Annotated in this window: 19 protein-coding genes, 1 tRNA gene and 1 pseudogene; 17 read left to right on the top strand and 4 right to left on the bottom strand. The window is 57.3% G+C overall.

From position 1 onward, the window contains the following. Positions 1–30 precede the first annotated feature (30 nt). The 4 genes from trxB to infA all read left to right on the top strand — a co-directional run bounded on the left by trxB (position 31) and on the right by infA (position 2782). A complete protein-coding gene (gene trxB / locus NA637_RS09100) occupies positions 31–978 on the top strand; it encodes a thioredoxin-disulfide reductase (protein ID WP_256071959.1) in 948 nt (315 codons plus the stop codon). A gap of 45 nt (positions 979–1023) precedes the next feature. Further along, a complete protein-coding gene (gene aat / locus NA637_RS09095) occupies positions 1024–1722 on the top strand; it encodes a leucyl/phenylalanyl-tRNA--protein transferase (RefSeq protein WP_256071993.1) in 699 nt (232 codons plus the stop codon). A gap of 34 nt (positions 1723–1756) precedes the next feature. Then, positions 1757–2464: an arginyltransferase gene (locus NA637_RS09090; protein WP_256071958.1), complete on the top strand. Its 708-nt coding sequence runs from the start codon at positions 1757–1759 to the stop codon at positions 2462–2464. Positions 2465–2563: 99 nt separating this feature from the next. Next, complete coding sequence (gene infA / locus NA637_RS09085) at positions 2564–2782, top strand: translation initiation factor IF-1 (RefSeq protein ID WP_002553999.1); 219 nt, start codon at positions 2564–2566, stop codon at positions 2780–2782. Positions 2783–2968: 186 nt separating this feature from the next. On the opposite strand, the gene clpA is transcribed toward infA, so the two are convergent. After that, positions 2969–5239, bottom strand: a complete 2271-nt coding sequence (clpA, locus tag NA637_RS09080; protein ID WP_256071957.1) for an ATP-dependent Clp protease ATP-binding subunit ClpA — start codon at positions 5237–5239, stop codon at positions 2969–2971. Positions 5240–5268: 29 nt separating this feature from the next. Next, a complete protein-coding gene (gene clpS / locus NA637_RS09075) occupies positions 5269–5631 on the bottom strand; it encodes an ATP-dependent Clp protease adapter ClpS (protein WP_256071956.1) in 363 nt (120 codons plus the stop codon). A 213-nt stretch (positions 5632–5844) separates the two neighbouring features. On the opposite strand from clpS, the gene cspD reads away from it, so the two are divergent. Beyond that, positions 5845–6102, top strand: a complete 258-nt coding sequence (cspD, locus tag NA637_RS09070) for a cold shock domain-containing protein CspD (RefSeq protein WP_272888969.1) — start codon at positions 5845–5847, stop codon at positions 6100–6102. Positions 6103–6159: 57 nt separating this feature from the next. On the opposite strand, the gene icd is transcribed toward cspD, so the two are convergent. Continuing rightward, the gene (gene icd, locus NA637_RS09065; RefSeq protein WP_256071992.1) at positions 6160–7416 is read right to left on the bottom strand and encodes an NADP-dependent isocitrate dehydrogenase; all 1257 of its coding nucleotides are present in this window, start codon (positions 7414–7416) and stop codon (positions 6160–6162) included. Between the two features lie 364 nt (positions 7417–7780). Between icd and NA637_RS09060 the strand changes: the two genes are divergently transcribed. From NA637_RS09060 to NA637_RS09010, 11 genes and pseudogenes are all read left to right on the top strand, one after another. After that, positions 7781–10006 (top strand): NADP-dependent isocitrate dehydrogenase, encoded by a 2226-nt coding sequence (locus NA637_RS09060; protein WP_256071955.1) that lies wholly within the window; start codon positions 7781–7783, stop codon positions 10004–10006. A gap of 118 nt (positions 10007–10124) precedes the next feature. Then, positions 10125–10565: an NUDIX hydrolase gene (locus NA637_RS09055; RefSeq protein WP_256071954.1), complete on the top strand. Its 441-nt coding sequence runs from the start codon at positions 10125–10127 to the stop codon at positions 10563–10565. Between the two features lie 68 nt (positions 10566–10633). Next, positions 10634–11764 (top strand): tRNA 2-thiouridine(34) synthase MnmA, encoded by a 1131-nt coding sequence (gene mnmA, locus NA637_RS09050; RefSeq protein WP_256071953.1) that lies wholly within the window; start codon positions 10634–10636, stop codon positions 11762–11764. Then, complete coding sequence (hflD, locus tag NA637_RS09045) at positions 11761–12384, top strand: high frequency lysogenization protein HflD (RefSeq protein ID WP_256071952.1); 624 nt, start codon at positions 11761–11763, stop codon at positions 12382–12384. Before mnmA ends, hflD begins: the two co-directional genes overlap by 4 nt. 109 nt (positions 12385–12493) lie before the next feature. Continuing rightward, positions 12494–13864, top strand: a complete 1371-nt coding sequence (purB, locus tag NA637_RS09040; protein ID WP_256071951.1) for an adenylosuccinate lyase — start codon at positions 12494–12496, stop codon at positions 13862–13864. Between the two features lie 76 nt (positions 13865–13940). Further along, entirely contained in the window at positions 13941–15107 is a 1167-nt protein-coding gene (locus NA637_RS09035) for a cupin domain-containing protein (protein WP_256071950.1), read from the top strand. Beyond that, positions 15100–15525, top strand: coding sequence for a GNAT family N-acetyltransferase (locus NA637_RS09030; RefSeq protein ID WP_256071949.1), 426 nt, complete (start codon positions 15100–15102; stop codon positions 15523–15525). The genes NA637_RS09035 and NA637_RS09030 overlap by 8 nt, the downstream gene beginning before the upstream one ends. A gap of 7 nt (positions 15526–15532) precedes the next feature. Continuing rightward, positions 15533–16159, top strand: a complete 627-nt coding sequence (locus NA637_RS09025) for a histone acetyltransferase HPA2 (protein ID WP_256071991.1) — start codon at positions 15533–15535, stop codon at positions 16157–16159. Beyond that, positions 16156–16962, top strand: a complete 807-nt coding sequence (locus NA637_RS09020) for a secretin N-terminal domain-containing protein (RefSeq protein ID WP_256071948.1) — start codon at positions 16156–16158, stop codon at positions 16960–16962. The genes NA637_RS09025 and NA637_RS09020 overlap by 4 nt, the downstream gene beginning before the upstream one ends. A gap of 509 nt (positions 16963–17471) precedes the next feature. Further along, positions 17472–19067 carry an isocitrate lyase gene (locus tag NA637_RS09015; RefSeq protein ID WP_256071947.1) on the top strand — a complete coding sequence of 532 codons (1596 nt, stop codon included), beginning with the start codon at positions 17472–17474 and terminating at the stop codon, positions 19065–19067. A gap of 256 nt (positions 19068–19323) precedes the next feature. After that, a pseudogene (locus NA637_RS09010) lies at positions 19324–19523 on the top strand (ISNCY family transposase); the annotation flags it as partial. A gap of 124 nt (positions 19524–19647) precedes the next feature. On the opposite strand, the gene NA637_RS09005 reads toward NA637_RS09010, so the two are convergent. Further along, positions 19648–19721, bottom strand: a tRNA-Cys gene (locus NA637_RS09005). A 478-nt stretch (positions 19722–20199) separates the two neighbouring features. Here NA637_RS09005 and NA637_RS09000 point away from each other — a divergent pair. Beyond that, positions 20200–21099, top strand: a complete 900-nt coding sequence (locus NA637_RS09000) for a LysR family transcriptional regulator (protein ID WP_256071946.1) — start codon at positions 20200–20202, stop codon at positions 21097–21099. Positions 21100–21566: the final 467 nt, after the last annotated feature.

The raw sequence follows: 21566 nt of genomic DNA, 5'->3' as shown, positions 1-21566 counted from the left end.
ATTGGTAACAAAGGCTTATGAGGGCTTTTTATGAATGAAGTCAAGCATTCACGTCTGATTATTCTCGGCTCGGGCCCGGCCGGTTATACCGCGGCCGTATACGCAGCCCGGGCCAACCTGAAACCGGTAATGATCACCGGCATTCAGCCCGGCGGCCAGCTGACCACCACCACTGAAGTCGACAACTGGCCGGGAGACGTCGAAGGTTTGACTGGCCCAGCGTTGATGGAGCGGATGCAGAAACACGCAGAGCGCTTCGACACCGAAGTCGTTTTCGACCATATCCACACGGCTGAGCTGCTGCAGCGGCCCTTTATTCTCAAGGGCGATAGCGCAACCTACAGCTGCGATGCGTTGATCATCGCAACCGGAGCATCCGCCCAGTACCTCGGCTTGCCCTCGGAGGAAGCGTTCGCCGGACGTGGCGTGTCGGCATGCGCCACCTGTGACGGGTTCTTTTACCGCAACCAGGTTGTGGCTGTGATCGGCGGCGGCAATACCGCCGTGGAAGAAGCGCTGTACCTGTCGAATATCGCCAGGGAAGTTCACTTGATCCACCGCCGCGACAAGCTTCGCTCCGAGAAGATTTTGCAGGACAAGATCATGGAGAAGGCAGCCAACGGCAATATTCGCCTGCATTGGAACCACACACTGGAAGAAGTGCTTGGTGATGCCAGTGGCGTAACGGGAGTAAGATTGAAGAGCACCGAATCCGGCGAGGAGCAGAACCTCGAACTGGCAGGTGTCTTCATTGCTATCGGGCACAAGCCCAACACAGATCTTTTCCAGGGCCAACTCGAGATGAGAGACGGCTACCTCGTCATCAAGGGCGGCAACGAGGGAGATGCTACCAGCACCACCATCCCAGGCGTATTTGCTGCAGGCGATGTGGCCGATCACGTTTATCGCCAGGCCATCACTTCGGCCGGCGCCGGCTGCATGGCCGCGCTCGATGCCGAAAAGTTTCTGGACCTGTAACCCCTTCTCCGGGCGGATGCCGCCATCCGCCCCGTGACTATCGATATGCTGACCTGGCTGCAGCGCGACAACCTGTCGTTCCCCCCACTCGAAAAAGCTCTGCGCGAGCCCAACGGGCTTCTCGCTGCAGGAGGCGATCTATCGCCTGAGCGCTTGCTGACGGCTTACCGTCATGGCTGCTTCCCCTGGTATCAGGAAGGGCAGCCGCTGCTCTGGTGGTCACCCGACCCGCGCACCGTGCTCTATCCCGAAGAACTGCATGTCTCTCGCAGCCTGCGCAAGAAGTTACGGCAAGGAACATTCAGCATCACTTTCGACCAAGCGTTCCGAGACGTTATCGAAGGCTGTGCCGGACCGCGCAACCACACCGACGGCACATGGATCACCATACCGATGCAAGACGCTTATCTGGAGCTGCATCGGCTCGGTATCGCCCACTCAGTCGAAGTCTGGCAAGACGAACGGTTGGTCGGTGGCCTCTATGGCCTCGCCATGGGTCGACTATTCTTCGGTGAATCGATGTTCAGCCGTACGACCGATGCATCCAAGGCGGGATTCGTGACACTGGTGGAACGTCTCGGAGACTGGGGATTCAAACTGATTGACTGCCAGATGCACACGCAACACCTGGCCAGTTTTGGCGCGAGACCCGTACCCAGGCAAACCTTCGCCAATGCCCTCGCCAGCTATCTGGATGAACCCAGTACAGCCCGATGGGAGTCCTGGTCGACGAAGCCAAGCTGACCTACACTGACTTCAAGTTTTTCGAGAGCTGACCATGACTTCACTGGCTCGTCTCAAGTTCTACGCCACACAGCCTCACGCCTGCAGCTACCTGCCCGACGAACAGGCCACTACGCTCTTCCTCGACCCCAGCCAGCCGATGGACGCACAGGTGTACGCAGAGCTGTCCGAAATGGGTTTCCGCCGCAGCGGGGACCACCTTTACCGCCCGCATTGTCAACGTTGCACCGCTTGCATTCCTGCGCGGATACCGGCCGACGGGCTACAGCTCAATCGTCAGCAGAAACGCATCCTCAAGCGCAACGCCGACCTGACCGTGACCGACGTCCGCCCTTCGTTCAGCGAAGAGTACTACGCGCTCTACGCGAACTATATCGAACAGCGCCATGCAGACGGCGACATGTACCCGCCAAGCAGAGACCAGTTCTATACCTTCCTGGTCCGTGACCTGCCCTTTTCTCGCTTTTACGAGTTCCGCCTGGAAGGCCGCCTGCTCGCCCTGGCTGTGACCGACCTGCTGCCCAATGGGCTGTCCGCCGTTTACACCTTTTACGACCCCAGCGAGGAACGCCGTAGTCTTGGTCGCTTTGCGATTCTCTGGCAGGTGGGTGAAGCGGCCCGACTCGGACTGAAAGCAATCTACCTGGGCTACTGGATCAAAAACTGCCGCAAAATGAACTACAAAACCGAATATAGGCCGATTGAACTGTTGGTTAACCAGCGCTGGATAACTCTAACCTGAGCCCTTGGCTCTCGGGGCCCTTTCAGGCACAATACTTGCCGCTTTTACCCGGGCATTCTTCGTACCGGGTCTATCATTGGACACCGAGGGTTTTACTGAATGTCGAAAGAAGACAGCTTCGAAATGGAAGGTACTGTCGTCGACACCCTGCCTAACACCATGTTTCGTGTGGAGTTGGAAAATGGGCACGTCGTTACTGCGCACATCTCCGGAAAGATGCGCAAGAACTACATCCGGATTCTTACCGGTGACAAGGTTCGTGTGGAACTTACGCCTTACGACCTGAGCAAAGGCCGCATCACCTACCGCGCCCGTTAACAGGACGCGAGCATGAACGCCCGGCATAGTCCGGGCTTTTTGTTTGTGCTCATGCAACGAACTCGAGCAGCTCGATCGGCAGCATGCAAAGCGCTGGGCTGGGTGTCCCAGCTTTGCGCTTCGCCAGCTTGATCAGACAAAAACGCCCGGCTATGCCGGGCGCTTTAGCTCCATCACCTCAATGCGTTAAGCCAACTCGGCAGACGTCTCGAAGTCAAAGTAGGGCTCGCCATCCCGAATATCGATGTGCACCACGCCGCCGTGTTCGGCCAATTCACCGAACAGGATCTCTTCAGCCAGCGGCCGCTTGATCTTGTCCTGAATCAGCCGAGCCATTGGTCGCGCACCCATCTGCACGTCGTAGCCGCGCTCAGCCAACCAGCCACGTGCCGCATCGGACACTTCGAGCGTGACATGCTTGTCCTCGAGCTGCGTCTGTAGCTCGATGAGAAATTTGTCAACAATGCTCTTGATGACCTCATGGCCAAGACGGCCGAACTGGATGATCGTATCCAGGCGGTTGCGGAACTCAGGTGTGAAACTCTTCTTGATGACTTCCATCGCGTCTGACGCATGGTCCTGATGGGTGAAACCGATCGAAGCCCGCGCTGCGGTTTCTGCACCCGCGTTCGTCGTCATGATGATGATGACGTTACGGAAGTCGGCCTTGCGACCGTTGTTATCAGTCAGCGTCCCATGATCCATGACCTGCAACAGCAGGTTGAAGACCTCTGGATGCGCCTTCTCGATCTCGTCCAGAAGCAGGACGCAGTGTGGCTGCTTGGTTATCGCCTCGGTCAGCAAGCCACCCTGATCAAAGCCGACGTAGCCTGGCGGTGCACCAATGAGCCGAGACACAGTGTGACGCTCCATGTACTCGGACATGTCGAAGCGCACCAATTCGATACCCAACGCCCTTGCAAGCTGTCGAGCAGCTTCTGTTTTACCGACACCGGTAGGGCCCGCAAAGAGGAACGAGCCTACCGGCTTGTCAGGAGCCTTCAAACCAGCACGAGAAAGCTTGATAGCCGTAGATAGCGAATCGATTGCATCATCCTGACCGAAAACGGTCAGCTTCAGGTCACGCTCCAGATTACGCAGGAGTTCCTTATCCGATGTGCTCACATGCTTCGGCGGGATACGTGCGATCTTCGCGACAATGTCTTCAACCTGCTCAACATCTATTCGCGATACACGCTTGTCTTCAGGCTGTAGACGCTGGTAGGCACCCGCCTCGTCGATGACATCGATGGCCTTGTCCGGCATGTGCCGATCATTGATATACCGAGAGGCAAGCTCTGCCGCCGCACGAAGCGACTCGTCGCTGTATTCGATATGGTGATGCTGTTCGAAACGGCCCTTCAAGCCTCTCAGGATACCAATGGTGTCTTCAACGGACGGCTCTGAAACGTCGACCTTCTGGAAGCGGCGGGCAAGCGCCCGATCCTTCTCGAAGATGCCACGGAACTCCTGGAAGGTAGTGGACCCAATACAACGGATCTCCCCAGATGACAGTAGCGGCTTGAGCAAATTCGATGCATCCATCACGCCGCCCGAGGCGGCACCAGCACCGATAATGGTGTGAATTTCGTCTATGAACAGGACAGCCTGCGGACGCTTGCGAAGCTCGTTCAGCAGCGCCTTGAAGCGCTTCTCGAAATCCCCGCGATATTTTGTACCAGCGAGCAAAGCCCCCAGATCAAGCGAATAAACGACGCTGTCGGCGAGCAGCTCGGGCACCTGGTTATCTACGATACGCTTGGCCAGGCCCTCGGCAATCGCCGTCTTGCCCACTCCGGCCTCACCAACGAGCAACGGATTGTTCTTGCGACGGCGAGCCAAGATCTGCGCGACCCGCTCGACCTCATGTTCACGCCCGACCAATGGGTCGATACGGCCTTGACGCGCCAGATCATTCAAATTGCTTGCATAGGCATCGAGTGGATTTCCGGCTGCGGACGAATCGCCACCCTCCTCATCTTGCATTTCCCCGTCGCTTTCAGGATTGCCGTTGTTGCCGGGCACCTTGGAAATGCCATGAGCAATATAATTGACGACGTCGATGCGGGCGACATTCTGCTGCTTGAGCAAGAACACCGCCTGGCTTTCCTGCTCACTGAAAATCGCAACCAACACATTGGCGCCAGTCACCTCGCGCTTGCCCGAGCTTTGAACGTGGAACACCGCCCGCTGCAATACCCGCTGGAAGCCCAGGGTCGGCTGGGTTTCGCGATCCTCATCGTGCGGCGGAATCAGAGGCGTAGTGGAGTCGATGAACTCCTGCAAGTCATGACGCAGTTTATCGAGGCTGGCTCCGCAGGCGCGCAACACCGTTGCGGCCGCTTCATTGTCCAGCAGGGCTAGCAGAAGGTGCTCAACCGTCATGAACTCATGACGCTTGGTACGTGCCTCCTTGAAAGCCAGATTCAGAGTGACTTCGAGCTCACGGTTCAACATAGCTTTCACCTCTTACCCAGCAGTTGGGTTTAACCGTCCTTCTCGATCTCACAAAGCAACGGATGCTGGCATTCCCTTGCGTATTGATTGACCTGCATTGCTTTGGTTTCAGCGACGTCGCGAGTGTAGACGCCACAAACGGCCCGCCCTTCGGTATGAACCGCCAGCATGATCCTGGTGGCTAGCTCCCGATTGTGATTGAAAATTCCTTCCAGCACCTCCACGACGAAATCCATCGGCGTGTAGTCATCATTAAACATGACAACTTTGAACATCGGTGGTGCCTTCAGCTGCGGCTTGGCTTCTTCGACCGCCAGGCCAGAGGAGTCGTCGTCCGATGGCTTCGGACGATCTTGATTGAATATTAGTCGAATCTCTGGAAATGCGCGCATGCTTATAACGGTTCTAGATCGGGGCGCCGAGGCCGGGTAAATAGAAGGGCTTCACAGCCACCTGACGAGTCGCCTTGACTATCGGCAAAACGATGATACAAACAGTATGTGCCACAACGGCAACGGGCTGCGCATGTGGGCCATGTGCTGCATCAGCGCGGAATGAAATGGATGTTACTCCAGTGATGGACTCCTTTGCAGAGGGATAACAGCATGCTAAGCGGTAAGGTCAAGTGGTTCAACAACGCTAAAGGCTATGGATTTATCGTAGCAGACGGCGGCGATGAGGACCTGTTCGCCCACTACTCCGCCATTCAAATGGAAGGGTACAGAACTCTGAAAGCTGGGCAAGCGGTCATGTTCGACATACTGCAAGGTCCCAAGGGCCTGCACGCAACCAACATTCGGTCGCTGCAGACCACTGCGGAGGCGGTTGCACCTGTCTCACAGGACTCGACCGTAGACGCCTGATGCCAGGCCACAAAAAGGCCGATCGACGGTCGGCCTTTTTGTGTTGCTCCCTCAAAACTACATGTGGGAGATCATGGCATTGCCGAATTCCGAGCAGGACAGTAGCTTGGCGCCGTCCATCAGACGCTCGAAATCGTATGTCACCGTCTTGGCGGCGATAGCGCTTTCGGTCGACTTGATGATCAGGTCGGCTGCTTCCCCCCAACCCATGTGACGCAACATCATTTCCGCCGAAAGGATCAACGACCCCGGGTTGACCTTGTCCTGCCCCGCATATTTCGGCGCCGTGCCGTGCGTGGCCTCGAACATGGCAACTGTGTCCGAGAGATTCGCCCCCGGTGCAATACCGATGCCACCCACTTCGGCCGCCAGAGCATCTGACAGGTAGTCGCCGTTCAGATTAAGTGTGGCGATCACATCGTATTCGGCGGGGCGCAGCAGAATCTGCTGAAGCATTGCGTCAGCAATGGCATCCTTGACGACAATGTTCTTGCCTGTATTAGGGTTCTTGAATTGCATCCATGGGCCACCATCCAGCAACTCTGCACCGAACTCGTCGCGCGCCACCTCGTAGCCCCATTCTTTGAATGCGCCCTCGGTGAACTTCATGATGTTGCCCTTGTGAACAATGGTCACTGAGCTGCGATCATTGTCGACTGCGTATTGCAGCGCCTTGCGCACCAGACGCTTGGTCCCTTCCAGCGATACGGGCTTGATGCCGATACCGCAGTTCTCGGTGAAGCGAATCTTCTTGACGCCCATTTCTTCGGTAAGAAACTTGATGACCTTTTCGCACTCAGGTGAGCCGGCCTTCCACTCTACCCCTGCGTAGATGTCTTCAGAGTTCTCACGGAAGATCACCATATCGACGTCTGCGGGCTTCTTCACCGGGCTGGGTACGCCTGTGAACCAGCGTACGGGGCGTTGACAGACATACAGATCCAGCTCTTGGCGTAGCGCAACGTTCAGCGAGCGAATGCCGCCGCCGACCGGGGTGGTCAGAGGACCCTTGATAGACACCACAAAATCGCGCACGACCTCCAGCGTCTCCTGGGGCAGCCAGGTATCCTGGTCATACACCTGCGTGGCCTTCTCGCCTGCATAGATTTCCATCCAAGCGATCTTGCGCTCACCGCCATAAGCCTTCTCTACGGCCGCATCGACTACTTTGATCATCACTGGGCTGATGTCCACGCCAATACCGTCACCTTCTATATAAGGAATGATCGGATTGTTGGGTACGTTCAGGGTGTTATCGGTATTGACGGTGATTTTGTCACCGCTGGCAGGCACCTGGATCTTTTGGTATCCCATGCTGGACTCCGTTTTTGTGGTTAAACATGAAACAGTGGTCATCATCAGAGAATAACCCAGTTGAATCGGCCTAAACCATATGTTCGTTCGTCGTATGGTCAAGGCATTCTTTGACAACCGACGGCAGTGATATACTGCTTAGGTGGCTAACGAGTCATGAGAGGCAGCCAGTCTCCACGAGATCCTCGCCTCTGAACCGTCAGGCTGCCAACCGCAGCCGGTCGGTCAAACCTCAACACTCCAGTGGTGCTGCATCCAACATCATCGCGGCGAACCTCGAAACTGGCATGGCTAACGCAGCCAGGGCGCCTACCTGCGCAAATCGAAGTTCTGTGCACGCTCAGCAAGAGAGAGTCAACTCTACATGTCTACCCGCTCGAAGATTATCTATACCTTCACCGACGAAGCCCCGGCGTTGGCCACCTATTCGCTCCTGCCCATTGTAGAAGCCTTTGCCGCCTCCGCTGATATAGCCGTCGAAACACGTGACATCTCTCTCGCAGGGCGCATCCTTGCAAGCTTTGCCGATCGGCTGGGTGCCGACAAAGCGGTTGATGATGACCTGGCCAAGCTTGCAGAGCTGACCAATCAGCCGGACGCCAACATCATCAAGCTTCCCAACATCAGCGCCTCCGTGCCTCAGCTCAAGGCGGCCATCGCTGAACTGCAAGCATTGGGTTACAACATTCCCGATTTTCCAGAAGACCCGCAGACGGAAGCCGACAAGGACGTGCGTGCGCGTTACGGCAAGGTGCTCGGTAGCGCCGTCAATCCGGTCCTGCGCGAAGGCAACTCGGACCGACGCGCCCCCGCAGCGGTGAAAGCCTTTGCTCGCAAGCATCCGCACTCGATGGGCAAGTGGAGCAAGGCGTCGCAGTCGCATGCGGACTACATGCGCGGCGGCGATTTCTTCTCCAGCGAACAGTCCATCACCATGGAAGCAGCCGGTGATGTGCGTATCGAGTTTGTCGGCAAGGATGGCAAGGTTGAGGTCAAGAAGCAGCTCGCCTTGCAGAAAGGCGAAGTGCTCGACGGCATGTTCATGAGCTGCAACAAGCTGCGTGAATTTTTCGAGCAAACGCTGCAGGACTGCAAGGAAACCGGCGTTATGTGGTCCCTGCATGTCAAGGCGACGATGATGAAAATCTCGCACCCGATCGTCTTCGGCCACGCCGTTAGCGTTTATTACAAGGACGCCTTCGACAAGCACGGGGAGCTGTTCAAAGAACTGGGCGTCAATCCGAACAATGGCATCAGCAGCGTCTACGACAAGATCAAGTCGCTGCCCGACTCCCAGCAGGAAGAGATTCTTCATGACATCCACGCCTGCTATGCCGAGCGCCCTGAAATGGCCATGGTGGATTCTGTCAAGGGCATTACCAACCTGCATATCCCGAGCGATGTGATCGTTGATGCGTCCATGCCCGCCATGATCCGCAACTCGGGTCAGATGTGGGGCAAGGACGGCAAGCAGAAAGACACCAAGGCGGTGATGCCAGAGAGCACCTATGCCCGCATCTATCAGGAGATGATCAACTTCTGCAAGACCAACGGCGCCTTCGATCCGGTAACCATGGGCAGCGTACCGAACGTCGGCCTGATGGCGCAGAAGGCCGAAGAGTACGGCTCCCATGACAAGACCTTCGAAATGCAAGCTGACGGCACCATGCGTGTCGTGCTGGCTGACGGCACCGTGCTGATGCAGCACGAAGTGGAGAAAGGTGACATCTGGCGCGCTTGCCAGACCAAGGACGCGCCGATTCGCGACTGGGTCAAGCTGGCTGTCACCCGCGCGCGTCAATCGGACACCCCGGCCATCTTCTGGCTTGACCCAGAGCGTGCGCACGATCGTGAACTGCAGAAGAAGGTTGAAGCCTACTTGCAGGAGCATGACCTGAGCGGCCTGGATATTCGCATCATGGGCTACAACGAAGCCATCCGCGTGAGCATGGAGCGCTTGATTCGTGGCCAGGACACCATTTCTGTGACCGGCAACGTGTTGCGCGACTACCTGACCGACCTGTTCCCGATCATGGAACTCGGCACCTCGGCAAAGATGCTGTCGATCGTTCCCCTGATGGCAGGCGGTGGCATGTACGAGACCGGCGCCGGGGGATCCGCACCCAAGCATGTCCAGCAGTTGATCGAAGAAAACCACCTGCGCTGGGACTCGCTGGGTGAGTTCCTGGCGCTGGCCGTGTCGCTGGAAGAGACAGGCATCAAGACCGGCAACGTCAAAGCCAAACTGCTGGGCAAAACGCTGGATGCTGCCACCGGCAAGCTGCTCGACAACAACAAGACCCCCTCTCGTCGTACCGGCGAGCTGGACAACCGCGGCAGCCACTTCTATCTGGCGCTGTACTGGGCGCAGGAACTTGCAGCACAAACCGAAGATACTCAACTGCAGGCCCACTTCGCGCCCCTGGCGAAGCAGCTGCAGGACAACGAGCAAGCCATCCTCGCTGAACTGGCCGAGGTTCAGGGCAAGCCCGTGGAGATCGGCGGCTATTACCGCTCCAATCCTGAGCTGACCCGCAAAGCGATGCGTCCTAGCGCAACGTTCAACGCCGCGCTCGCCGCCCTGGCTTGATCTTCGCTGGCGGTACTGCTGCGTGAGAAAAAGAAAACCCCGGCGCCAGGCCGGGGTTTCTTTTTACAGTGCACGCGAAACGCTACCATGGAAGTCCATAGACGCGCTGAGGCCGAACATGAGCTGGCATCCACACATAACCGTGGCGACGATAGTCGAGGTCGATGGCCGCTTCCTTATGGTCGAAGAATCAAAAGGCGGCCGTTTGGTATTGAATCAACCGGCGGGGCACCTTGAACCCCACGAGACATTACGCCAAGCCGCGGTACGCGAAACCCTAGAGGAAACCGGCTGGGAGGTTGCGCTCGAGGGTGTGGTGGGTATCTACCTATACACTGCACCCAGCAACGGCGTGACCTATCAGCGCGTCTGCTTCGCGGCCACCCCGGTTCGCCATGAGCCGCACCGCGAACTCGACAGTGGCATTGTCGCAGCACTCTGGATGACTCGAGACGAACTGGCCGACCAACCGGAACGTTGGCGCAGCGAGCTGATCCTGCGCTGCATTGACGACTACCTGGCTGGCCCGCCCCACGATCTCGCCGTGATACGAGACTGAGCGACGCTAACCGCTGGCTTGGCCGGCCTGTTAGAATTGCACGCTTTGAAAGTTAACCCTGAGTCGTTATGCCTGATTCACCGTTCGTTGCCCCTGAAAAGCTGCGCGTCATTGTCGGCATGTCCGGCGGTGTCGACTCGTCAGTTTCCGCTCTGCTGCTCCTCGAACAGGGGTACCAGGTCGAAGGCCTGTTCATGAAGAACTGGGAAGAAGATGATGGAACCGAGTATTGCACTGCCCGGGAGGATCTGGCCGACGCCCAGGCCGTCTGCGACAGGATCGGCATCAAACTGCACACGGCAAACTTCGCCGCTGAGTACTGGGACAACGTGTTCGAGCACTTTCTGGCTGAGTACAAGGCAGGCAGGACGCCGAATCCCGACATCCTTTGCAACCGCGAGATCAAATTCAAGGCGTTCCTTGACTATGCCCTGGCGCTCGGCGCCGACCTGATCGCGACCGGACACTACGTACGGCGGCGAGACATCGATGGGCGCAGCGAGTTGCTCAAGGGGCTGGACTCGAACAAGGACCAAAGCTATTTCCTTCACGCTGTTGGCGGCGAGCAGCTGAGCAAGGCCTTATTTCCGGTGGGGCAGCTGGAAAAGCCAGCGGTCCGGGCAGTTGCCGAAAAACACGGTTTGGCGACGGCAAAAAAGAAAGACTCGACCGGCATCTGCTTCATCGGCGAGCGCCGTTTCAGCGATTTTCTCAAGCAATATCTGCCTGCTCAACCGGGCAACATCGAAACGATAGACGGCGAAACCATAGGTCGCCATCACGGCCTCATGTATCACACCATCGGCCAGCGACAGGGTCTGGGTATCGGCGGCCTCAAGGACGCGAGCGACGAGCCCTGGTACGTGTTAAGCAAGGATCTCGAGCGCAACGTGCTAGTGGTAGGTCAAGGCAACGATCATCCCTGGCTGTTTTCTCGCGCCCTGCTCGCCTCAGAAATCTACTGGGTCAATCCGATCGAACTGACCGTCCCCCTGCGGCTCACGGCGAAGGTTCGCTATCGGCAGAGCGACCAGACCTGCACGCTGGAACAGACCGCCAACGGCTATCGAGCGGTGTTCGACGAACCTCAACGCGCCGTAACACCTGGCCAATCCGTGGTGTTCTACGATGGCGAGGTTTGCCTCGGTGGTGGCGTGATCGAGACCGCAGAGCCCTGGTTCGCCGGAGCCCGCCCATGACGCCACGACAGGAACAACTGATAGCTCTTGGGGCTGTATTCGAAGCTGCAGCACTGGTCGATCGAATAGCCCGAACCGGTCAAGTGCCGAACGCAGCCTTGGCGAACCTGTTGGGCAGCCTGTTGGTGCGAGAGGACAAACCGGCTTTGGAGATCTATGGCTGGGATGACTTGAACCTCCGCGAAGGCTATCGCGCCCTTGTCGGCGCACTGGAGCGAGACACCAGCAGCCTGCAACGCGAGCCGCTGCGCTATGCGCTGGCGATGATCGGCCTGGAACGACAGCTGGATAAACGCCGTGACCTGTTGCAGGTGATCGGAAGCCGCCTGGACCAGATACAGCAGCAAGTCGATCACTTTGGGCTGACCCACGAGAACGTAATCGCTTCTTTTGGCGGTTTGTACCAGGACACACTGAGCACCTTTCGCCAGCGCATTCAGGTCCAAGGCGACATGCGCCATCTTCAGCAGAGCGACAACGCAGCAAAAATACGCGCACTGCTGCTGGCAGGGATTCGTTCAGCGCGGCTCTGGCGCCAGCTCGGCGGACATCGCTGGCAGATGGTATTCAGCCGACGCAAGTTGCTCGACGCGCTTTATCCCATGCTGAAATCTGAATAACCGCAACGCGGAGCGCAACGTACTTACTGGCCACAGCGGCAATTAGCCGTCCGCTTCGTGTATAATGTGCGCCCTCTTTTCGTCGCTCGACTGTCCGAGAATGCCCTCCATGCAGCTTTCCTCGCTCACCGCGGTTTCCCCTGTCGATGGCCGCTACGCCGGCAAAACCAGCGCCCTGCGCCCCATTTTCAGCGAATTCGGCCTGATTCGCTGCCGCGTTCAGGTTGAGGTCCGCTGGCTGCAGCGTCTGGCCGCGCATGCCGGAATTCCAGAGGTGGCGCCTTTCTCGGAAGAGGCTAACGCACTACTCAATCAGCTTGCCGAAGACTTCCAGCTGGAACATGCCGAGCGGGTCAAGGAATTCGAGCGAACCACCAACCACGACGTAAAAGCAGTGGAATACCTCCTGAAGGAGCAGGCCAAGCAGCTACCAGAACTGGCCAAGGTCAACGAGTTCATTCACTTCGCCTGCACCAGCGAGGACATCAACAACCTGTCCCATGCTCTGATGCTGCGCGAAGGTCGCGATGACGTACTGCTGCCGCTGATGCGCCAGCTCGCCGAGGCGATCCGCGCCTTGGCTGTCGTGCATGCAGACCTACCAATGCTCTCCCGTACCCATGGTCAGCCCGCTTCGCCCACCACCTTGGGCAAGGAACTGGCTAACGTGGTCTATCGCCTGGAGCGTCAGATTGCGCAGGTTGCGGCGGTACCGCTGCTCGGCAAGATCAATGGCGCCGTCGGCAACTACAACGCTCACCTGTCGGCTTATCCCGACGTTGACTGGGAAGCCAACGCGCGAGAATTCATCGAAGGCGACCTTGGCCTGTCCTGGAACCCTTACACCACACAGATCGAGCCTCACGATTACATCGCCGAGCTGTTCGATGCGGTGGCTCGATTCAACACGATTCTTATCGATTTCGATCGCGACATCTGGGGCTACATTTCCCTGGGCTATTTCAAGCAGCGCACCGTTGCCGGCGAAATTGGCTCCTCGACCATGCCGCACAAGGTCAACCCGATCGATTTCGAAAACTCGGAAGGCAATCTCGGTATTGCCAACGCACTGCTGAGTCACTTGGCGAGCAAGCTGCCCATTTCCCGCTGGCAGCGTGACCTGACCGACTCCACCGTACTGCGCAATCTGGGAGTTGGCTTTGCTCATAGCATCATTGCGTACGAGGCCAGCCTCAAAGGCATCGGTAAACTGGAGCTCAACGAAACGCGAATTGCCGAGGATCTCGACGCCTGCTGGGAAGTACTGGCCGAGCCGATCCAGACCGTCATGCGTCGGTATGCCATTGAGAATCCCTACGAGAAACTCAAGGAGTTGACCCGAGGCAAAGGCATCAGCCCCGAGGCGCTGCAGACTTTCATCGAAGGCCTGGATATGCCGGCCGAAGCCAAGCAGGCGCTGCGCAAACTGACCCCGGCCGCCTACATAGGCAACGCAGCCGATCAGGCCAAGCGGATCTGAGCGAACCCATTATTTGCACGCCCGGCTGTGCCGGGCGTTTTTATTTGCAGCTCTTGAACAGAGCAAGGTACCTGGCATGACTTCCGACACCCCTTTGCAAATCCTTGGCGGGATCAGCGCGCGCGAGTTTCTTCGTGACTATTGGCAGAAAAAGCCTCTACTGATCCGCCAGGCAATTCCCGGGTTCGAGAGCCCGATTTCTCCAGACGAGTTGGCCGGTTTGTCCCTGGAGGAAGAAGTCGAGTCACGTCTGGTCATCGAGCATGGCGAAACGCCGTGGGAGCTGCACCGCGGCCCCTTCAGCGAAGGTACCTACCAGAACCTGCCGGAGCGGGACTGGACGTTGCTGGTCCAGGCCGTCGATCAATTGGTGCCCGAAGTTGCCGAGCTTATCGAGCACTTTCGCTTCCTGCCCAACTGGCGGATCGATGACGTCATGGTCAGCTTTGCAGCGCCGGGGGGCGGTGTGGGTCCGCACTTCGACAATTACGATGTATTCCTCCTCCAAGCGCATGGCCAGCGGCGCTGGCGCTTAGGGCAGATGTGCGACAGCGAGAGCAACATGCTCAAGCATGCCGACCTGCGCATACTCGCGGATTTTCAAGGCACCGACGAATGGGTGCTCGAGCCAGGCGACATGCTTTACCTGCCGCCGAGACTGGCTCATTTCGGTACCGCCGAAGACGCCTGTATGACCTACTCGCTAGGCTTCAGAGCTCCCAGCGCAGCGGAGGTCCTCACCCATTTCACTGACTTCCTGGCGCAGTTCCTGCCTGATGAGGAACGCTACAGCGATGCCGACATGCTTCCGATCGAAGACCCGCACCAGATCCAAAGCGATGCGCTGGATCGCCTGCGCGCGATGCTCGCCGAGCATATGGGCGACGAGCGATTGCTGCTGACCTGGTTCGGCCAGTTCATGACCGAACCGCGCTATCCGGAGCGAGTCCAGGGTCCGGAAATCGACGAGCAGGCAATGCTCGCAGCGCTGGATGAGGGCGCCATACTCATGCGAAACCTGAGCGCGCGCCTGGCCTGGAGTGAAGTGGACATCGGCTTGTTGCTGTTCGCCAGCGGTCAAAGCCGGCTGCTTCCAGGCCATCTGAAGGAGCTGTTGAAGATGATCTGTTCAGCCGATGCGCTCCATGCCGAAAATCTCGCTGGCTGGCTGAGCGACGAGGATGGGCGTAATCTCGTGCTGCAACTGGTCAAACAGGGAAGTCTGGAGTTTGCTGATGAGTGACATAGAGGTTCGCATCGCCGACTGGCAGCAGGATAACGCCGACCTACGCCGGATTAGGGAAACTGTGTTCATTGCTGAACAGTCAGTGCCCCCGGAACTGGAGTGGGACGCAGACGATGTCGAGGCCGTGCATTTCCTCGCCTTGGAAAGCGGCTATCCGATCGGTACCGCGCGACTGCTCGATGACGGGCACATCGGTCGCGTTTCGGTCTTACGCGACTGGCGCGGAATGAACGTCGGCGGTGCGCTGATGAAAGCAGTCATTGAAGAAGCCGAGCGGCGCGGCCTCAACGAACAGCGACTCACCGCCCAGGTGCATGCCACCTCGTTCTATGAGCGCCTCGGCTTCGAAGTAGTCAGCGAAGAGTTCCTCGAGGCCGGCCTGCCACACGTCGATATGCTACGAAAGAGCCACTAGCCATATGATGCATGACGACCCGGATCACTCTGTCAGCGAAGACGCCCCGTCGATGATCGAGTTCCAATCACCGGGTCGCTTCCAGATTGGTAACCCAGCGGCACGGCCTGTTCCCCCACAAGAATGGCAGGCAGCGCCGTTTGCGCTAGGCGTCAGCACTACAGTTCAGGCTTTCAGTGACATGGGCGAAGCTCGTGAGCATGCGCTTGCGCTGATCGAGCAAGTCAGGCGCAGCCTGAGCATCTATACGCCGGACCTGGAACCTTGGCTGTACAACCACAGCAGCATTCAAAAGGCTTGCTCGCAGTTTTTACGGGCCCATCCTCGCAATCGTTTGCGTATCTTGGTGGGCGACTCGTCTCGCGCAGTCAAAGAAGGTCACCGCCTGGTCACTCTGGGCCGCAGATTGACCAGCAACTTGCACATTCGCCGCACTCATCAGGATTATCAACTACAAACTTCCGCGTTCCTGGTGGTCGATGGGTGCGGCATGCTGATTCGCCCGAATGCGGATCAATTCTCTGGTCATGCGCTATACCGAGACCCTGGTCGCGCTCGCCAACAGCTAAGGCTATTCGACGCCGCCTGGGACCGTGGCCTTCCTGATCCCGATATGCGGAGCTTTTTGCTATGACTCGTCGTTTTTTCGCTGCTTGCCTGTTCATCGTCAGCTCGGCGCTCAATGCTGCGACAGAAGTAATCGCGCTGGACTTCCGAATGGCGGAGGACGTGCTACCAATCGCCCAAGCAGTGGTAGGTGATCAGGGCAAGGTCAACGCATATGGCAACCAGCTGATCGTGAACGCGCCGTCCGCTGTGATTACTGAGCTGCGCACTGTGCTGTCCAAGCTAGATACCGAACCTCGCAGGCTGCTTATTAGTGTCGATACCCAAAACTCGGCCGCAGGCGGTGAAAGGGGCTATCGGGTCGACGGCACAACCCGCATCGGTGACGTTGAAGTGCAGAGCGGCCACGGCGAGAAGAGAGGCAGAGATCAGGCGCGCATCATTCGTCGCAGCACCAATAGCCAAGGCGGAGGCGTTCAACAGGTCCAAGCCACCGAGGGCTATCCTGCTTTGATTCAGATAGGCCAAAGCGTACCAATCACCACCACGGGGCCCGATGGCTACGGACAGATCTATCAACAGACTCAGTATCGGGATGTCACGCGCGGTTTCTACGCCACCGCTACGGTTCAGGGCGACCAGGTGCAGGTTACGATTAGCAGCCATAACGACCGTATGAGCACATCGCAGCCAGGCGCAATCAACGTCCAGCAAACCGATACTCGGGTCAGCGGACGGCTTGGCGAATGGATTGAGCTCGGCGGCCTCGACGAATCTGCAAGCTCCAGCGAGAACGGAATGCTACGCAGATATTCCACAGCCGGCCGTCAAGACCTTTCGCTACGACTGAAAATAGACACGCTGAATTAAGAAAGTTCAGCAGACAAATAACGCTCGGCTGAGAAATGTAGTGCCTGACAAAGTTCACTACAAAAACATTTGACGAACCATTTTAGCCGGAGCATGATGGCCCCGCTCCCGCTAACCAGAGACTCTGAAAGGGTCTCCGGATCGCGCTCAGCCAACCAGCAGAGGCGTTCCGTGACTGTACTGCCCACAAGGCGGACTGACGAGGTTGCGACTGGAACGAGTCGTCCTGAGGGACGGGGAAGCGATTAACGCATCAGCTCGAGACATCAGTTCGCTGATCCACTCAACGGCCCCGCGTCGCTGTGTGTTGGAATGCCACGATCATTCCACAGCCAACCGAATCCTCTTGCGGTCGTAACTGCATACCCTCCTCCTCTTGGTTCAATCCTCGTCTCGGTCGATATTTCGACGCTCTGCCACGTCTTGCCCGCTTCATCAGCGCAAGCACGTAGGTTTCAGTGGGAAAAGTCGGTGCTCAACCAAACACGAATTTCTTTGAAGGATTGACCATGTCCGCTTATCAAAACGACATCAAGGCCGTTGCCGCTCTGAAAGAAGCAGCTGGAAGCAGCTGGAGCGCGATTAACCCCGAATCCGTAGCACGTATGCGTGCACAGAACCGTTTCAAGACCGGTCTGGAAATCGCGCAGTACACCGCTGACATCATGCGCAAGGACATGGCTGAGTACGACGCCGATACGTCCGCCTACACCCAGTCGCTAGGCTGCTGGCATGGCTTCATCGGTCAGCAGAAGCTGATCTCCATCAAGAAGCACCTGAAGACCACCAATAAGCGCTACCTCTACCTGTCGGGCTGGATGGTTGCCGCGCTGCGCTCCGAGTTCGGCCCACTGCCGGACCAGTCGATGCACGAGAAGACTGCCGTCTCCGACCTGATCGAAGAGCTGTATACCTTCCTGCGCCAGGCCGACAGCCGCGAGCTGGACCTGCTGTTCACCGCTTTGGATGCCGCTCGCGAAACCGGCGACACTGCCAAGGCCGCCGAGATCCAGTCGCAGATCGACAACTACGAAACCCACATCGTCCCGATCATTGCCGACATTGACGCCGGTTTCGGTAACCCGGAAGCCACCTATCTGCTGGCCAAGCGCATGATCGAAGCCGGCGCTTGCTGCATCCAGATCGAGAACCAGGTTTCCGATGAGAAGCAGTGCGGCCACCAGGACGGCAAGGTAACCGTTCCTCATGCCGACTTCCTGGCCAAGATTGCCGCCGTCCGCTATGCATTCCTCGAGCTGGGCATCGACAACGGCGTCATCGTTGCGCGTACCGACTCCCTGGGCGCCGGCCTGACCAAGCAGATCGCAGTGACCAAAGAGCCGGGCGACCTGGGTGACCTGTACAACTCCTTCCTTGACTGCGAAGAGATCACCGAAGCCGAACTCGGCAACGGCGACGTTTTGATCAAGCGTGAAGGCAAGCTGCTGCGTCCTAAGCGCCTGCCGAGCAACCTGTTCCAGTTCCGCAAAGGCACCGGCGAAGCACGCTGCGTACTCGACTGCATCACTTCGCTGCAGAACGGCGCGGACCTGTTGTGGATCGAGACTGAGAAGCCTCATGTTGGTCAGATCGCAGCCATGGTTGACGAGATCCGTAAAGAGATCCCGAACGCCAAGCTGGTCTACAACAACAGCCCGTCCTTCAACTGGACCCTCAACTTCCGCCAGCAGGTGTTCGATGCATTCGCTGCCGAAGGCAAGGATGTTTCCGCCTACGATCGCGCCAAGCTGATGAGTGTCGAGTACGACGAAACCGAACTGGCGCAAGTTGCCGACGAGAAGATCCGTACCTTCCAGAAGGATGGGTCCGCCCATGCTGGTATCTTCCACCACCTGATTACCCTGCCGACTTACCACACTGCCGCATTGTCGACCGACAACCTGGCAAAAGGGTACTTCGCTGATCAGGGCATGCTGGCCTACGTCAAAGGTGTACAGCGTGAAGAGCTGCGCCAGGGTATCGCCTGCGTCAAGCACCAGAACATGGCTGGCTCGGACATCGGCGACAACCACAAGGAGTACTTCGCTGGCGAAGCGGCTCTCAAGGCAAGCGGTAAAGACAACACCATGAACCAGTTCCACTAAGGACTGAATATGGCCCAGGCGCCGCCTGGGTCAACGGTGCAACAGATGTCTTGGCATCTGCATAAAAGCTGCCCCCTGTACGGAGCAGCTTTTTTGTGTGTGTCCGACGCGCAAACGAGACCTGGTTAATGCCCATCCAGAAACTAACAACCATCTGATTTTCAAGTGATAATTTAGGGGAAGGGTAAAAGAATCCTCTTGGCTTTGGTATGTTTTAGGTGCGAACAAAAAATATCAAACAGCCAAGAGGATCAGCATGCGAGAGACCCGCAATGCTCAGGCCGATATATTCGAACACTACTCTAATCACGAGTATGGCGTCAGGCTCCGGAAGCTGTCGGGGGTCCTGGACAGGCAACCCGGGATTCTTGAGCTGGTGGCCGCAGATCTGATCACACTTCGGTATCGGCCGTGGGGCGAACGGGGCTCAGTGCAGAGAGTGTTTTGCGCTATCTGGGGTTAACGCCTCCAAGCCACCAGCGAGCCCACCCCAGCCAAGCCAGTTGCGCTTGCGCGCAACGCGCCATGCCTGGCGCACAACAAAAAAACCGCAAGCTTTCGCTCGCGGTTTCTTCATTACTGGAGGCCGATGTCGGAATCGAACCGGCGTACACGGATTTGCAATCCGCTGCATAACCACTCTGCCAACCGGCCTCAAACGACGACGCTACATACAGCTGCGTTATCGTCAACAAACTGGAGCGGGAAACGAGACTAGAGCCTAGCCTTCAACCTTTTGATTTAAAAGGGGTTTCCGCTTCCGCTGTTTGATTAGCGGATACAAGTATGGACTTATCTGGACAGGCAGGCAACCCCCACGCCAATTTTATTCCAAGATAGTTCACAGACAGCTACTGGCTTCCTGCAGCCTGGCACCTTCGCCCGGGCATGATGGGCTACAGGCACAGGTCCGATCCTTTATCCCTCTTCAACCCCATCGCCACTACTCCATTTGGGACGTAGTGCTCAATCCTGACAATGCTACTCCCATCGACGGAGACCCCGTGCGAATTGTCTACGCCTGTTCCTGTCTGGTTCACTATCTGACTTTTAAGAACAAAAACTGACCAATGTCCGATTGTTGCGCTCTGTACCTTTGGACAAACTCACAACACGGTAAGGCAGCTACGGTATGAGAATACGTCACCTGCGCTACTTCCTGGTTGTGGCCGAAGAACTGAGCTTTTCGCGGGCTGCAACCAGAGTCCATATTGAGCCTTCCCCCCTCTCGCGGGCGATCAAAGAACTGGAATCAGAGCTAGGAACCCGCCTGTTCCATCGCATCCAAGGGCGTATTCGCCTGACCTGGGCTGGAGAGGTATTTCAGGAGGAAGCACGCCATGTGCTTATGCGCATGGATGGAGCACGAGCACGAGTACATGCTGCAGCAAGAGGATTTCGTGGTCGGTTGCGTATCGGCTTAGCCGATAACCTTGCACAGCCAAGACTGACGAGGTTATTGGCGTGTTGTCGTGAGGAGGAGCCCCTCACAGAGATAAAGATCGTAGAGATGACTGTCAGCGAAATGGTCAAAGCCCTAGGCCACGACCAGATTGATGCTGGTTTCACTGTGCATACTGAGCCCGGTAGTAGGCTCATCAAGGAAGTGGTCTGGACAGATCGTCCTGCTATCGCGATCCCTCGGAACCACCCACTTCTTTCTCTCGATAAAATACCGCTTCGCGAGGTTGCCCGACATCCGTTGATTCTCTGCCATCCTGAACGGTGCTCGGGCGGGCACGATGTCATTCGCAATTGGTTCTGCGCCCCCACATTGCCATCACTTAACGTCGCCGAATACGTTTCAGGTCACGAACCCATGATGATGCTTGTGGCCGCAGGCTACGGTATTGGCGTAGGGCTGTCGTCGCAGGTCACCCTGTACAAGCACTCCGACGTCATCATACGCCCTGTCACCGACGACGTACCCAGCACAGCGACCGTCATTGCCATGCTGGACAAGCCTCCATCGGATGAGCTGGCTAGGTTCATCGCGCGAGCCCTGCAAGTTGGTGCAGCACCAACTATTTGATAAACCTTTTTCAAAATGAGATGTATGGCTCCGTGCCGGCAACCAGAGCCCTACTGTTTTCGTCAGATCCCTGACTGTAAAAGTCAGCTGAGTCCAGACTAAACACCAGCCACAACGCACTACGAGTGCGGCACCGCACCACTCAGCTCTAACCACAACAAAGCTTATTTTGCACATGACACTTTCTGTCACCGGCATGACAAAAAAATACTGGGGCTTCCGCTCGTCGGTCCTCCAGCGGCTAGGTGTGCCTTTTGCTCTTGATCGCTCCAAATACTTTACCAATATGGAACGCGTACGGGTCAGCTTGACGTGGTATGTCCTCAGATTAGTAGAAATCGGATCAGCGAACGCAGTCGCTTTCCGATGAATCCGGTGGTCAGCAAGATCCGATTCTTTGGTGCACATATGCAGTGTGGCTCATCTACTCGAGTCACGCCTACGAGTGCTACCAAGCATAAAGGAGT

This window comes from Stutzerimonas stutzeri (assembly GCF_024448935.1).
GTDB lineage: Bacteria > Pseudomonadota > Gammaproteobacteria > Pseudomonadales > Pseudomonadaceae > Stutzerimonas > Stutzerimonas stutzeri_AO.
This window is presented reverse-complemented; position numbering and strand designations above follow the sequence as displayed.

Excerpts from the sequence above, each read along its gene's own strand:
- trxB (WP_256071959.1), top strand. The coding sequence starts at position 31 with ATGAATGAAGTCAAGCATTCACGTCTGATTATTCTCGGCTCGGGCCCG.
- aat (WP_256071993.1), top strand. The coding sequence starts at position 1,024 with ATGCTGACCTGGCTGCAGCGCGACAACCTGTCGTTCCCCCCACTCGAA.
- NA637_RS09090 (WP_256071958.1), top strand. The coding sequence starts at position 1,757 with ATGACTTCACTGGCTCGTCTCAAGTTCTACGCCACACAGCCTCACGCC.
- infA (WP_002553999.1), top strand. The coding sequence starts at position 2,564 with ATGTCGAAAGAAGACAGCTTCGAAATGGAAGGTACTGTCGTCGACACC.
- clpA (WP_256071957.1), bottom strand. The coding sequence starts at position 5,239 with ATGTTGAACCGTGAGCTCGAAGTCACTCTGAATCTGGCTTTCAAGGAG.
- clpS (WP_256071956.1), bottom strand. The coding sequence starts at position 5,631 with ATGCGCGCATTTCCAGAGATTCGACTAATATTCAATCAAGATCGTCCG.
- cspD (WP_272888969.1), top strand. The coding sequence starts at position 5,845 with ATGCTAAGCGGTAAGGTCAAGTGGTTCAACAACGCTAAAGGCTATGGA.
- icd (WP_256071992.1), bottom strand. The coding sequence starts at position 7,416 with ATGGGATACCAAAAGATCCAGGTGCCTGCCAGCGGTGACAAAATCACC.
- NA637_RS09060 (WP_256071955.1), top strand. The coding sequence starts at position 7,781 with ATGTCTACCCGCTCGAAGATTATCTATACCTTCACCGACGAAGCCCCG.
- NA637_RS09055 (WP_256071954.1), top strand. The coding sequence starts at position 10,125 with ATGAGCTGGCATCCACACATAACCGTGGCGACGATAGTCGAGGTCGAT.
- mnmA (WP_256071953.1), top strand. The coding sequence starts at position 10,634 with ATGCCTGATTCACCGTTCGTTGCCCCTGAAAAGCTGCGCGTCATTGTC.
- hflD (WP_256071952.1), top strand. The coding sequence starts at position 11,761 with ATGACGCCACGACAGGAACAACTGATAGCTCTTGGGGCTGTATTCGAA.
- purB (WP_256071951.1), top strand. The coding sequence starts at position 12,494 with ATGCAGCTTTCCTCGCTCACCGCGGTTTCCCCTGTCGATGGCCGCTAC.
- NA637_RS09035 (WP_256071950.1), top strand. The coding sequence starts at position 13,941 with ATGACTTCCGACACCCCTTTGCAAATCCTTGGCGGGATCAGCGCGCGC.
- NA637_RS09030 (WP_256071949.1), top strand. The coding sequence starts at position 15,100 with ATGAGTGACATAGAGGTTCGCATCGCCGACTGGCAGCAGGATAACGCC.
- NA637_RS09025 (WP_256071991.1), top strand. The coding sequence starts at position 15,533 with ATGCATGACGACCCGGATCACTCTGTCAGCGAAGACGCCCCGTCGATG.
- NA637_RS09020 (WP_256071948.1), top strand. The coding sequence starts at position 16,156 with ATGACTCGTCGTTTTTTCGCTGCTTGCCTGTTCATCGTCAGCTCGGCG.
- NA637_RS09015 (WP_256071947.1), top strand. The coding sequence starts at position 17,472 with ATGTCCGCTTATCAAAACGACATCAAGGCCGTTGCCGCTCTGAAAGAA.
- NA637_RS09000 (WP_256071946.1), top strand. The coding sequence starts at position 20,200 with ATGAGAATACGTCACCTGCGCTACTTCCTGGTTGTGGCCGAAGAACTG.